6 protein-coding genes and 1 tRNA gene are annotated in these 14,627 nt (G+C 49.6%); 2 read left to right on the forward strand and 5 right to left on the reverse strand.

Features of this window, described 5'->3' with window-relative positions; all coding sequences use genetic code 11:
- Positions 1–6: 6 nt before the first annotated feature.
- The 3 genes from SK36_RS21265 to SK36_RS21275 all read right to left on the reverse strand — a co-directional run bounded on the left by SK36_RS21265 (position 7) and on the right by SK36_RS21275 (position 5,527).
- Entirely contained in the window at positions 7–1,560 is a 1,554-nt protein-coding gene (locus tag SK36_RS21265; RefSeq protein ID WP_048223136.1) for a BglG family transcription antiterminator, read from the reverse strand.
- A 254-nt stretch (positions 1,561–1,814) separates the two neighbouring features.
- On the reverse strand, positions 1,815–4,133 hold the full coding sequence (yicI, locus tag SK36_RS21270) for an alpha-xylosidase (protein WP_048223137.1): 2,319 nt from the start codon (positions 4,131–4,133) through the stop codon (positions 1,815–1,817).
- 11 nt (positions 4,134–4,144) lie between these two features.
- Positions 4,145–5,527: a glycoside-pentoside-hexuronide family transporter gene (locus SK36_RS21275; RefSeq protein WP_048223139.1), complete on the reverse strand. Its 1,383-nt coding sequence runs from the start codon at positions 5,525–5,527 to the stop codon at positions 4,145–4,147.
- A gap of 289 nt (positions 5,528–5,816) precedes the next feature.
- Here SK36_RS21275 and SK36_RS21280 point away from each other — a divergent pair.
- Both SK36_RS21280 and SK36_RS24790 read left to right on the forward strand, forming a co-directional pair.
- Positions 5,817–5,911: transfer RNA gene (locus tag SK36_RS21280), tRNA-Sec, on the forward strand.
- Positions 5,898–6,089 (forward strand): hypothetical protein, encoded by a 192-nt coding sequence (locus tag SK36_RS24790; protein WP_156184457.1) that lies wholly within the window; start codon positions 5,898–5,900, stop codon positions 6,087–6,089. Before SK36_RS21280 ends, SK36_RS24790 begins: the two co-directional genes overlap by 14 nt.
- 516 nt (positions 6,090–6,605) lie before the next feature.
- Here the strand turns inward: SK36_RS24790 and SK36_RS21285 are convergent.
- Positions 6,606–7,223, reverse strand: coding sequence for a helix-turn-helix domain-containing protein (locus SK36_RS21285; RefSeq protein ID WP_048223141.1), 618 nt, complete (start codon positions 7,221–7,223; stop codon positions 6,606–6,608).
- A gap of 163 nt (positions 7,224–7,386) precedes the next feature.
- The gene (locus SK36_RS21290) at positions 7,387–13,431 is read right to left on the reverse strand and encodes an Ig-like domain-containing protein (protein WP_082138903.1); all 6,045 of its coding nucleotides are present in this window, start codon (positions 13,429–13,431) and stop codon (positions 7,387–7,389) included.
- Between the last annotated feature and the right edge of the window lie 1,196 nt (positions 13,432–14,627).

A 14,627-nucleotide genomic window follows, 5' to 3' on the forward strand; every position in this document is an offset into this window, starting at 1 on the left:
CAGACATTAATTTTCAACGACCAGCGACGTCGCACGATGTAATTTTTCAGTAATAACCGTTTCAGTAACTCGTTTAATATCAGCATCATTGAAGAACGCGGTAACATACACGACAGGCATCGCAATGGTGGGTAAATTTATTGTTGAAACCACCAGTTCAATATCTTCCGTCAGTACGGAGGGCAAACTTCCTGCCGACACCACACCCACAATGGTCCAGTCCGGAAAGGCGCGTAAAATGCGGCTTTTGAGTAAGTGAGAAGTACCGATACCCGTTGAGCAGACCAGTAGCACCCGCTTGCGGGCAATCTGGCGTTCCATTGCTGCCTGAAAATGCACAGTTAAGTACCCAACTTCATCTTCCGATACAGCCCGGTCGCCCCAGCCGCTAAACACCCGATTCACCGCGCACTGTGTTAAACGCCAGACATCCTCCAGCTCTCCTTTGATGTCATCCAACAGCGGGTTACGAATACGAATATGGTAGTTCAGCCGGTTAATCAACGGCTTAATATGAATCAGTAACCCGTCATACAGCGCAACGTCCTGACTGAGGTCGCTGTCGACCATCTCCGCAAATGTCGCGATCAGCCGCCAGGTAATCAACCGCGCCTCATCGCTGGAGTGCATATGGCCAATTACGCTCACATCGTTATGTTCTTCAATCATCACGCCAGAAGAGATAATATACTGATAAATAAACCAGACTTCGTCTTGCGGCAGCGGGTGTGCAATACGTTTTTCGATATGCTGGATCATGCGGCTGGCAATGGAAAAGATGCTCTCGTCAAATGAGGTAATATTTTCATCTTTTCTCGGTAACGCATTCCCCCGTGTGATGCGGTACATCATGATCAGAATATGAGTAAAAATATTGACGTAATAAGGCTCACCCAACGACCAACACAGATCATTCTCCATTTCCTGCAACAGCGTTTGTACAAATAAAACGTCTTCTTCACCGAAGTAATGCACTAGCGCTTTATAGCTACCTGAATCAAGGCGAGAATAAACGACGCTACCGGGTTCATTATGGTTAATCACACCGTTAATCAGCGAGGCCATCGCCTGACGCACACCACTCTCGCTGCCTTCAATGTGCGTTCCGCTTTGGCTACGAATCAAAGATAATCCCAGCGGGGTTATCCATGATTCAATGACTTTCAGATCGTTAACAATCGATGCGCTACTGATAAAATAACGTTCAGATAATTTGCTGATAGATGTTTCATGCGGCGTTTCGCTTAATAATTGTGATGCTATCTTTACGCGCCGTGAATTATTCATCATTCCATCAACGTCATCGCCCTCGGCACCTAATAACTGATCCAAATATAAAAGATCAGTAATATTATCGGCAATAAGCATCACGCCTGCGCCAGTACGTTTATCAATGGATATTTTCCATTCCGATAACCACTGCTCCAGCATCCGCAGATCGCGTTGCACAGTTTTTTCTGAAACAGCTAAGTATTCAGCGATCTTCAGCAGCGTGACATATTCCTTCCGGGGCAGAAGAAATTTTAATAATCTGTTTTGTCGCGAGGTAATCATTTGCATTATTTACCCTTATCACACACCAGATTAAATATCTAACGAAGCACTGACGCTCCACTTGCAATCCGTGATGATAAATATAAAAGGCCTACGATGTTGCAACAATACTAAATCGTGTCCTGTATTCCGGACAGAAATAAGACAAAAAAGGAAAATAGTGAGATATTTACAGCGCAGATCACATTTTTTGCCAGAGTTATAGTGATAACGCTCGCAAAAACCCTCCCTCTTTATCAGAGAGAGGGAGGATAAAAAATTTATAACGTGATGGTTAATTCATTGCTGTCAGGCGTCACAACCACGCCCCATTCGCTGCCCGCAGATAAACCGCCCTTCACGCCACTAATCTGCAGGATATTTCGCAGGCACAGCGTCCAGTTACGCGCTTCGCCGACACCTTGCACAGTAATGGTATTACCCGCGCGCGTGGCCTTCAGCGTGAAGGTAACCGAGCCGTCAGCCGCCGGGACTTCACAGATGGCTTCCCGGCCCTCCTCCAGTTGGAATAACTGGAATGCCGTCCCTTCGTGCCAGGCATAGTCAGGCTTCTGGCTATTGCAGCCTAGCGCCAGCAGGGTGTTGTCTCGCACATAGACCGGCAGGCTCAGGAAGCCATGCTGTTGCTTATGCCATCGGTTGCCCTGCACGTCGTCATTATGCCACAGGTGTGTCCAGCGTCCTTCCGGCAGGTAAAACTGTACATCCCCTGCCTGCGAGAACACCGGTGCGACCATGATGCTATCGCCCAGCATGTACTGACGGTCGAGATAATCACACGCCGGATCGTCCGGAAACTCCAGCATCATCGCGCGCATCATCGGCGTACCCTGTTCACTGGCGCGGGCCGCTTCACGGTACAGATACGGCATCATGCGGCATTTCTGTTCGGTGTAGTAACGCACCACATCACAGGACTCGTCGTCATATGCCCACGGCACACGGTAGGATTTACTGCCGTGCAGGCGGCTGTGGCTGGAAAGCAGTCCAAACGCGCACCAGCGTTTATAGACGTGCGCGGGCGCTGTATTTTCGAAACCGCCGATATCGTGGCTCCAGAAACCAAAGCCGGAAAGGCCGATAGATAATCCACCGCGCAGGCTTTCCGCCATGGATTCGTAGTTGGCGTAGCAGTCACCCCCCCAGTGCACCGGGAATTGTTGCGCGCCCACGGAGGCGGAACGGGCAAACAGCACCGCTTCTTTCTCACCCACAGTTTCTTTCAGCACGTTCCACACCAGTTCGTTGTAGATGAAAGCGTAGTGATTGTGCATTTTCTGCGGATCGGCACCGTCGAACCACTGTACATCCGTGGGGATCCGTTCGCCAAAATCGGTCTTGAAGCAATCCACTCCGATATCCACCAGACCTTTTAGCTTGCTGGCGTACCACTCGCAGGCAGCGGGGTTGGTAAAATCATAAATTGCCAGGCCGGGCTGCCATTTATCCCACTGCCACAGAGAACCGTCAGGCCGCTTGAGCAGATAACCTTTCTCTTTCAGCTCATTGAAGAGAGGGGATTTTTGACCAATGTACGGGTTAATCCATACGCAGACCTTCAACCCTTTCTCTTTCAGGCGGCGGATCATCCCTTCCGGGTCCGGGAACGTCACCGGGTCCCATTCGAAATCACACCACTGGAATGCTTTCATCCAGAAACAGTCGAAGTGGAAAACGTGCAGTGGCAGGTTACGCTCCGCCATACCGTCAATAAAGCTGTTTACTGTCGCTTCATCATAGTTGGTCGTGAACGAGGTGGTGAGCCACAGACCGAATGACCAGGCTGGAGGCAGCGCCGGACGGCCAGTAAAGCGGGTATATCGCTCCAGTACCGCTTTAGGCGTTGGCCCGTCGATCACAAAGTATTCCAGATACTCACTCTCCACGCTGAACTGCACTTTTGAGACTTTCTCGGAGCCGATTTCAAACGATACGCACTGCGGATGGTTCACCAGTACGCCGTAGCCACGGTTGGTGATATAAAACGGGATGTTCTTATAAGACTGCTCAGTGCTGGTACCGCCATCGCGGTTCCAGGTATCTACAGTCTGACCATTACGCACCAGCGCGGTAAAGCGCTCGCCCAACCCGTAGACCGTTTCACCGACGCCCAGATCCAGACGCTCAAACATATAGTTGCGCCCGCTGTTGGTATCCTGCACATAGCCGTTATTTTTCAACTGGCTGCCGGTAATACGCACGCCGTTACGTAAAAAATCGAGTGACCAGAACTCCCCTTTGGTAACGCGCACGCTCAAATTACCGCTCTTCAGTTCGGCAAATTCGGCATTGTTCTGCATTACCACCGGCACATCCTGCTGCACATGCAACGGATAATGCGGACCTGTATCCAGCGCGCCCTGGAAGTGCTCCATACGCACGCCTACAACCCCTTCCTGCGGCGAGAAGAAGCGCAGGGTAAACAGTGGAGTATCGAGTTGCCAGGTGCGCTCACGTACATCGCGCGGCGCAACGTAGACCACCATCTCACTTCCCTGCTGCTCAACGTCGAATACCTGAATCGGGTTTATCAAATTTAGCCCAGGCTGAATCAGCCAGTTTCCATCGCTAATTTTCATCGTCTGTTCCTTTAGTTCTGAAATTCTTTGGTCGTAAAGTCCTGCTGATTGCGACGTGCCCCCTGAGCCAACTGGCTCATAATTTCAGTCAGATACGGAGTTTTCAGGGTATAGAAGCGTTTGGCAATGACGGCACTCAACAGGTAGCAGATCGCCGGGGCGATGGTGAACAACGCAATAATGATGCTGATGGTGGCGCTGTTCTGGGTTTTCGCTGCGGCATCGTAGCCACCGCCAGCCAGCATCCAGCCAATAAGCGCCCCACCGAGTGCGAGGCCCAGCTTGAGCACAAACAACGTCCCTGCGAAGCTGATACCCGTCAGGCGCTTGCCGTTGCACCACTCACCGTAGTCAACGGTGTCAGACATCATTACCCACTGGATAGGCGTCACCAACTGGTGCAACACACCAATCGCAAAGATAAAGATGAACATGGTGATAGTGGCGTGCATCGGCACAAAGAACATCGCCAGGCTGATAACCGCCAACAGGGCGTTAGTCCACCAGAAGACGCTCACTTTGCATTTCCAGTCGGTAAGTGGTTTTGCCAGCGCAGAGCCGATCAGATTTCCGACACAATAGGTGGTGAGGAAGGCGACAAACACCTCCGGCGTGCCGAGGATCCAGGTGACGTAATACATCATTGCCCCGCCACGTACGCAGACAGCCAGGATATTGAGAATGGTGAGCAATCCGACGATGCGCCATTGATCGTTCTTCCAGATATCGCGCAGATCTTCCCGCATTGAGTTATTACCCGGAGGTGCTGCAACACGTTCTTTGGTAGTAAAGAAGCAAAAGGTCAGCATCAGGAATGCAATGACCGAGAGCACAGCAATCCCGCCCTGGAAACCCAATGCTTTGTTTTCGCCGCCAATCAGGTTTACCAACGGCATCATCAGCACCGTGGAGAGCATGCCGCCCGCCGTCGCCAGCACAAAGCGCCAGGACTGCAGTGAGATACGTTGAGTCGGGTCTTTGGTAATAACTCCGCCCAACGCGCAGTAAGGGATGTTAACCACGGTGTAGAGCAGGGTCAGCAGCGTATAGGTGACGGCGGCGTAGATCATTTTGCCATTCAGGCTGAGGTCCGGCGTGGTGTATGCCAGCACGCAAACGAGGCCAAACGGAATCGCGCCAAACAGGATCCACGGGCGGAACTTACCCCAGCGCGATTGGGTACGGTCGGCAATCAGTCCCATGCACGGGTCTGAGATAGCATCCAGTGCGCGCGCCAGCAAAAACATAGTGCCGACAAAACCGGCGGGGATACCGAAGATATCAGTGTAAAAAAACATCATATACAACATAACGTTATCAAAAATAATATGACTGGCGGCATCACCCATTCCATAGCCAATCTTCTCTGTGACGGACAATATCTCGCTCTTCATTGTTTTATCCTTTAACACCGTAAGGTAGCTGAAACCGGTTACAGACGTTGTAAACCATCCTTGTGAGCGCGAACATTCCGATATTTTGTAATCAATTTACGATTCTTGCTTTCTGTGATCGGAGTAGCGTCGAAAAAATATGTCTAAATGTAAGTATTGGATTTTGTAGAGGTTTATTTGAAAACGGTCATGGTAAAGAGAAAGGGAAGTTAAAAAAGTGAGTGGGGGGGTGTGGAAACTCCTGGAAGTAGCTATAATGCGCCCCGCCTCCATGTAGCAATCGAGGCGCGGAAGATCGTCATCTCCGGTGAGGTGGCTGGACTTCAAATCCAGTTGGGGCCGCCAGCGGTCCCGGGCAGGTTCGACTCCTGTGATCTTCCGCCAAAATGCCTCAAGTAAGCACGTCTTTAATCACATCTCTTTTAAGCTGTCTTTATCCCGTATTGAACTCTGGCCAACCTGTAAGTCTTACTTACAAGTTCCACAGGAAGGGAATTGTCAGGTAAGCCGCAATATTCGCGCCAGCCAGCCGGAATACAGTCAGTTTGCCGGGCAACAATGACGCTTAAAAGAAGCCGAAGGCGAGTAGGATATTGCCGGTTTACTACAGTGGAAAAAAGAGCCGAAAAAGTAGCTCAGAATGCCCCCACATCCCACAAGCAGAATCATTTGAGGGGGATTATGGGGGTTACTCATTTATCCAATACAAAACATCAATATTAAATCAAAAGACCAGAGGTATTTCATCCACGCTGTGCACAATCATTAATTACGTCATTTTGTGCCATTGTTTATCTGTAAGAAGTGAAGTACAACAGATTGCAGAGTGATATAAATTTATAATATTCCGTTTTCAACTGGCTATGCACCATCCTCAACGAATTCCACCATGTCCGTAGTCTTCCATTCCTGATACAAAATGCGCCTACCACCCCTTCAGTTGTGATGATCGGCTAAAAAACAACGTTTCTTTAACAGTTGATAATTTCTCTTTCAACTGCTTATCACTGACTGTGTCAATGCTAATTCCATTTACCTAACACATATTTATCTAATAATTCACTCTCCAGTACTGAATTTAAAAACTTTCTGGTAAGAATTTTATACTCTTAAGATGCCCTTTACTGATATCTATGTACTCTCCTTTTTTTAATTCACTAATAATTAATGAAATCATGCTTTTAGACAATTTTGTATGCTTATGCAGATAATACAACGCACTCAATCTCTCTTTTACTTCCGGGCATTCAGAATTCAGAATATTGAGATAGTGACAGATAATCTTGTACGCATTACTGGACGATAGCAGCACCTCACGCGCCAACAACCTTCGGATAATATAGCTCAGGACAACAGATACATCGTACCACAAGTCATTCTCAGAGATGAGCTGACCCACTTTCTCGGCAGAAAGATAGAACCCTGATGTTTCCGTCTCCGTAAAAAAACGCCCGGCGTATTCATTCGGATAGTAATAATCAACAAACCCTAAGACCATGGGCGCTCTGACGGAAGACAACCAATAATCATCAGATAACTCATAACGCACCTGTCCCTTTACAAGATAAAAGAATAAAGGTTCGCCATCTGGTGATGTTCTTATTAATTCATTGCCTTCTGCAAGATGGAATGAATAACCATATTGAATAATCATGTCGCCAAGTCGTTTAATTGACTCACGAGGGATTTCTAACATAAAGCACGTTACTCCTGTTATTAGCTAATTAAAAAATTAGGAACGATAGCGGCACGGCGACAAACATCGCTGGATGTGGTTTACTTGTCGCCAGAACCCTATGATGTCAACATTTATTATTCGAATTGTTTAGCCAAGTTAAAAATTCGAATATGCAGTCATATTATGGTGGTGCAATGAATCTTAAAGTTCCTGAGCTAACTTTTTCCCCTGGATTCTTAGACACTGATATTGTAATAACAGAGTCCCCAATTTCCGTAGAGGTTAAATAACCTTGCGCTCGATGAACGCTGTCCACATCCACTACAATATCAACCTCACGAGAGCCAGGGGCACCACTAACTCCACTCACAACACCAACACCAGAAACGCTAAAATGGAGATAGGCATCATCGCCTAGCGCACTAAGTTCCTCGACTGTCAAAAGACGCCCTGTTGTACAATTGTCCAAATAGCCATAAATTACAATACGATTTTGACCATCGGCGTATTGGGTATCTCGGTTAACGTCCAAATCAGGATCTGGACATAATCCGCTGAAAGAAAAAGACGAAGTAAGAGATTGACCATTATCAAGAGATGCGGAAATCGTAACTGACTCTGCATGGAAATCCTTGACTGAAACAGAGGCTAACCCAGACTCATTAGTAACGCTGGTAAAAGATGACAGGCTAGCATTATTACTATCAACCGACCAGGTAACCTTCATTCCTGGTATCCGGTTTCCGTTTGCATCCTTAACCTCGAAAGTATTCGATATTTCGATCAGGCTAATATAATGCGTATCCTCTGTGGAATATATTTGTGCCGTACTCGTATCTGCCACGAAGGATGACGGACTGGTCTGACCGCTGCCGCCCAGTTTCGCAGTAATTTGCACCGTTTCCGCCACCGTGTCGGTGAAGTTCACACTCACATGACCATTTGCATCCGTGGTACCTTGCGTGCCGAAACTTACTGTGCCTTTGTCTGCACTCCAGGTGACCGCCGCTCCGGAGACCGGGTTATTGTTTGCATCCAGCACCGTGGCCGTTGCGACATTCGCGGTTGAACCATTCGCCGCGCTGCCGTCAGTACCAATGGTCAGTGTGCTAACGACTGCCGATGTGATATCTCCGTTAAATGTCGACGGACTAGTCTGGCTGGAACCGCCCAGTGTGGCGGTAATCTGTGCCGTTTCCGCCACCGTGTCGGTGAAGGTCACGCTCACTTGTCCATTCGCATCCGTGGTATCTTGCGTGCCGAAATTTACCGTGCCTTTGTCTGCACTCCAGGTGACCGTCGCCCCGGCCACTGGATTATTGTGTGCATCCAGTACAGTCGCTGTAGCACTATTCGTCGCAACTCCGTTCGCCACACTGCCGTTCTTATCGATGGTCAACGAACTCACCGCCGCCGTTGCAGGATCTGCAACAAACTCTATTATTTCTGACAGATAATTACCGTTCACCCAGACCCCAATGTAAGTATTCCGGGACCTCGTATCAGTGATTCTGACTGTCATCTTTCCATCAATTCCGGTAGCCCCGGAGGTCGGACTGAAACGCATCGTTCCGTCGGAGTCAGGAGACCAGCTCACATTTATTCCTGAGACTGGGTTATTGTGCGCATCCAGCACTGTAACCGTTGCAACATTGGCGGTTACACCGTCCGCCACGCTGCCGTTCGGATCGATGACCAGCGAACTGGGCACCGCCGTTGCCGCATCTGCCACAAATTTCGACGGTTCGGTCTGGCTGCTGCCGCCCAGTGTGGCGGTAATCTGTGCTGTTTCCGCCACCGTGTCGGTGAAGGTCACACTCACATGCCCGTTCGCATCCGTGGTGCCTTGCGTGCCGAAATTTACCGTGCCTTTGTCTGCGCTCCAGACCACCGCGGCTCCGGCGACCGGGTTATTGTTCGCGTCCAGCACCGTGGCTGTCGCCGTGTTCGCCGCCGAACCGTTCGCCGCGCTGCCGTCAGTATCAATGGTCAGCGTACTGATTACTGCCGTCGCAGCATCCCCCACAAAATGACTGTTCTGTGATTTAGCGCTACCATTATCCAAACCTGCGGTAACACTTATGGTTTCTGCCACTGTATCGGTGAAAGTGGCGCTCGCCACACCACTCTGATTAGTGCTGGTAAATTTCGAGGAGAATTCCACCGTATTACTACTCGCACTGAGAGCAACTCTTAATCCACCAACCGGATTACCGTTCGCATCCACTACCGTCACAGCAACACCATTTTTCGAAGCGCCATTAGCTGGACTATTATCGGGATCAATAACAATAGAGCCGATCCTGGCGGTACTTGCATCTGCAACAAATGTGCTGCCCTGCACCTTACTACTGCCGTTTTCCAGAGTAGCCGTGATCTCTACATGCTCCGCTACGGTGTCCGTATAGGTCAGGCTCGTCTTACCACTACTATCGGTCACTCCTGAAGAGACACTGAGTTTCGCCGTGCTCTTATCTACCGTCCACGTCACAATCACCCCGGCAATTGGGTTATTGAGAGCATCGACGACCATTGCCGTTACACCATTAGTAGCAATGCCATCTGCAATACTACCGCTATGATCGGGTAGCAAAGTGAGTGTTGCCGTCGCCGCATCCCCCACAAATTTCGACGGTTCAGTCTGACTGCTGCCGCCCAGCGTGGCGGTAATCTGTGCTGTTTCCGCGACGGTGTCGGTGAAGGTCACGCTCACATGCCCGTTCGCATCCGTGGTACCTTGCGTGCCAAAATTTACCGTGCCTTTGTCTGCGCTCCAGACCACCGCGGCTCCGGCGACCGGATTATTGTTCGCGTCCAGCACCGTGGCTGTCGCCGTATTCGCCGCCGAACCGTTCGCCACGCTGCCGTCCTGGTTGATGACCAGCGTACTGACCACTGCCGTTGTCGCATCCGCCACAAATTGCGATGGTTCGGTCTGGCTGGAACCACCCAGCGTAGCGGTGATTTGCGCCGTTTCCGCTACCGTGTCGGTGAAGGTCACGCTCACATGCCCGTTCGCATCCGTGGTGCCCTGCGTGCCGAACCTTACTGTGCCTTTGTCTGCGCTCCAGACCACCTCTGCTCCGGCGACCGGGTTATTGTTCGCGTCCAGCACCGTGGCTGTCGCCGTATTCGCCGCCGAACCGTTCGCCACACTGCCGTCCTGGTTGATGACCAGCGTACTGACCACCGCCGTTGCCGCATCCGCCACAAATTTCGACGGTTCAGTCTGACTGCTGCCGCCCAGTGTGGCGGTAATCTGTGCCGTTTCCGCCACCGTGTCGGTGAAGGTCACACTCACATGACCATTTGCATCCGTGGTGTCCTGCGTGCCGAACCTTACTGTGCCTTTGTCTGCGCTCCAGACCACCGCAGCTCCGGCGACCGGGTTATTATTTGCGTCCAGCACCGTGGCTGTCGCCGTGTTCGCCGCCGAACCGTTCGCCACGCTGCTGTCCTGGTTGATGACCAGCGTACTGACCACCGCTGTATCCGTATCGGCAACAAAGGTGGTGGTTTTTGTTTGCGTCGCACCACTGACACTTACCGTCACTGTTACGTTCACCGTTTCGGCTTTCGCATCCGTCAGCGTCATCACCGCCTGGCCCGAAGTATCCGTCGTGGATGTTGGCCCCGCCAGGGAGGCTGTTCCATCCACCGTCCAGTTCACTACAACATTCGCCTGCGGGGTATTTGCGGCATCTACGACAATAACCGTGGCGGTACTGACGGTACGCCCGTCGGCTTTTATCTGTTGCGCGACATCAAAACGGCTGATCTTCAAAGCGGTTAGATCAACAGAGAAATGACTGGGCTGCGACTGGCTGCTACCGTTCGCCAGTACCGCAGTGATGTTGGTACTTTCAGCCACAGTATCTGTAAATTGCACACTGACTTTGCCGTCTGCCCCGGTATTGCTCGAGCCGGAACTGAATTTCACCGTTCCTTTATCCGCCTGCCATGCCACAGCAATCCCCGGTACCGGATGCCCCTGCGCGTCCAGTACTGTCACCGTCGCCGTATTGGTTGTCTTACCATCTGCCGGGCTGCTGTCCTGGTCCACCGTCAGGCTACTGATAAACGCCGTCGCCACATCCGCTGTAAACGTTGTATTTACACTACGGGACACATTATTCGCCGTCGCGGTCACGACAGTCGTGCCCATAGAAAGATTCGTCAGCGTGGTCGACGCCAGCCCTTTGGCATCCGTTACTACCGAGGTATTTTCCAGCACCGCACCGTTCCCGGCACTGAATGCCACTGTGATCCCCGCTACCGCATTGCCACGCGCATCGGTCACGCTGGCCTGTACCACGTTAGTCGCTTTCCCATCTGCCACGGCATTGTCTTTCGTTATTTTTAGATCGCTGAGGGTGGCTGCCTCATCTGGCAAAAACGTCACGCTGACATCTGCCGCATTGCCGTTCTCCAGCGTCGCGGTGATTTTCGCTTCTCCGGCAACCACACTGGTGATCTCCGTGGTCGCCATTCCCTGTGCATCCGTCGTCGCACTTGCCGCCAACAGAGTTCCGGCACTGGTTGCAAATTTGACCGCCAACCCAGGTACCGGCTGGTTTGTCTGCGTATCAATTACCGTCAGACGTACCGTGTTTTGGGTATTACCGTCCGCCAGTGCGTTATCGTTTACCACCACAAATGACGAGATGTCGTTTCGCGCTTTGTGGACCATTACCACCGTTTCCGCGCTGTTTGATTTGTTATGGCGCGAGTCATACGCCACTGCGCTAATACGATAGGTATTCACACTGCCCTGCTCCGCTTTCCAGGCCGGCAGTGTGATAAGCAGTGATTCACGGGATTGTTGTGTAACGCTGCCTCCCGCATTGACAATACTGCTGTAGTCCCAGTCCACACTCTCTGTACCGTATTTTGCCCGCACGTCCGCGGTTAGCGACACGGTACTGTTCGCATCCGCAGATACTGTCGCTGGCAGCGACAAGGTAATAAGATCCTGTTTTTTATACTGCATAACGATGGTGTTATTACGTTCAACCATATCGTAACGACTGCCTGCCAGCGTCCGGGCCAACCCGACCATATCCGGATCGGTCTGATCGGCCATTGATACGCCCAGACGATAGTTGAAGTTCAAAAACACCCGTGAATCATTCGTATTGCTGCCGCTACGATGCTCCGCTCCTAACGTAACCAGCGGGATCGGCGTGTAGTTCAACCCAACCGTCACCGCCGAAGGTGAGTCCGCCAGATCCGTGTGGTCATCAAGAGCGACATTCTTGCCAAAATATTTCTCATACGTTGCGTTCATGCCAACATTTGGATATGAAGGCAACCAGCCGGCCAGACGCACGTCATAACCGTTGGCTGGTCGCTCATCGTAATCTTCCATATCTTCAACGCCAGACTGGTGCCAGTCGGTAATGCGCTGGTAAAGGTTGGCGGACAGTTTGAGGTAATCCGTCCAGGCTTCAGTGCCAATACCGTAGCGACTGTTTTCTCCGGTGATGTCGTAGTCATAGAAACTGTTCACACCAAGCATCCAGTTACCCGTGAAGCCGCGCACTCCAAGGCCGATATTGGAGGTCGTGCGTTTATCATCCGTATCCCGGCGGATCCCACCCTGGGTAAAAATCAGGTAATCAGCGGTATCAAGCATCGGGAATAACAGATCGAGATCGCCACCGCCCGGAAAGGATAAATTTACCTGCGCATGCCCGTACTGATTCAGCCAGGTTTCCATACGCTGGTTGGCAATCCCGGCAGCAATTCCGGCGGCGGCACTACGTCCCTGAGCTGCAGGATCATCACTGCCCAAAACCTGCCACAGGCGCGTAGCTGCGGTCTTACCTGAATCAATCATCTGCAACTCAGGATCGGCGACAGAGGAGGTTTTCCCCGCTTCTGGTTCTGAAGCTAAGGCAGGCAACTCCGCAGATTTAGTCGGCTGTGAGGAGAAAAAACCGGATGATTCCTGAGACGTCTTTTTGACATTTAGCTCAACAGAAGAGGAAGACCATATTTTATCTTTCTCTTCCGGAGGGGAGTCGGGGACAGCAGAGAGAAGCGCTGAGTTACGCATGGTGGTCATGGACTGACTGAATTGCTGTTCTGACGGTGAAGCGGCCACAGCCACAGAAACCCATGAGAATGAAAGCAGGACAGGCATGACAATTTGCAGAAATATATTCAGTAACGCAATTGTCTGAATTAAACGTGCGCTAAAGCGCCTGTCCGGCCTGGCATGCATGTTATTAGATACTCGGTAGATTTAGCATTAATAATTCGCCCTATAATATTTTATTTTTAAGGCAAGAAAAATTACTGTGTTAGTCCAAAAATGGAATATTCTATTTATGCAATGGAAAACAGGTATCTATTATTATATTTACAGGGAATCGATAATAAAAATCATTTACTAAAATAAGGCCGCCATTATCTAAAACGGTTCATAGTTTATGCTGTTCACCTGCATTTTTATTAATTATTGCCTTCCTGATGCTCCTTAGGAGGTAATCGCTTCGTTTGTTCTGGCAAAACTTTGAGCGATATCCTCACCTTGCAAAGATGATCGAGTAAGCCAAATCTGGCAATGTAATAAGATGTAACATTGGTTTGCTATAACTATGGGCAATAAAATCCTATTCAGCAAGCATCTTTATAAAATTTTTCTGACTTTTTAATTCACACATAACTCATTGGAAAAAGACACTATTAGCCTGGACTTCACTCAGCGAGGGCGAAGTTTCAATAAAAAAGAAAGAAAGAAACGGTGCCGAGGTGATCACCTTATATTGGTAATTGACATTTTATGCATTTTAATCATCTTTACCGCGTTGAACAGCGCGAGAAAAACACGCCATGCCAGCCCTTCACTACTGTCAGTACATTTCTGGAGGAGTAAAAGAACAGTTCTAACTAAAAACCGCCCCTCCGGCTCTCTGGCAAACCAGCTCTCTTATCGATAAGGGATCGATAAAAAAGTATTGCCCGAGTGGTTATTTTTCCATTCGAAACAAGAAAAAACCATCTTTTTTAAGTTGTTACCTCAGCAAAATCCAGCAGACAGTGTTCGTTTGGTGTGCCTACGGTGAGAACAATCAAATGCATTAAGTACATTAACCACTTCCTGGCAAAAAACATCACCCATCTTTCGTGATCCGTTTAGTAATCCGAACACGACGTCCATTTTTGGTAAATGGCAACACTTCATTTACAAACAAGATATATAAAACAAACCAAGAGAAACAAATAAGGAGTATTTATTATAATAACAACACCACTTTTAATTTGCAGAATAATAATAACAAGAGTAACTAATTCGGTATATTTTTACCAGCAAGGAGATGACAATCAATGTGACACCAGTAATATATCATTTCACAGAAACTTATTTCACGGCATTTATTAACGATTAAAAATAAATACAAAAATCATACCAATCAA

This window comes from Citrobacter sp. MGH106 (assembly GCF_001037495.1).
Lineage (GTDB): Bacteria > Pseudomonadota > Gammaproteobacteria > Enterobacterales > Enterobacteriaceae > Citrobacter > Citrobacter murliniae.

What these genes read in the sequence shown, in the direction of transcription:
- yicI (WP_048223137.1), bottom strand. Translation starts at nt 4,133, where the DNA reads ATGAAAATTAGCGATGGAAACTGGCTGATTCAGCCTGGGCTAAATTTG.
- SK36_RS21290 (WP_082138903.1), bottom strand. Translation starts at nt 13,431, where the DNA reads ATGCATGCCAGGCCGGACAGGCGCTTTAGCGCACGTTTAATTCAGACA.
- SK36_RS21265 (WP_048223136.1), bottom strand. Translation starts at nt 1,560, where the DNA reads ATGCAAATGATTACCTCGCGACAAAACAGATTATTAAAATTTCTTCTG.
- SK36_RS21275 (WP_048223139.1), bottom strand. Translation starts at nt 5,527, where the DNA reads ATGAAGAGCGAGATATTGTCCGTCACAGAGAAGATTGGCTATGGAATG.
- SK36_RS21285 (WP_048223141.1), bottom strand. Translation starts at nt 7,223, where the DNA reads ATGTTAGAAATCCCTCGTGAGTCAATTAAACGACTTGGCGACATGATT.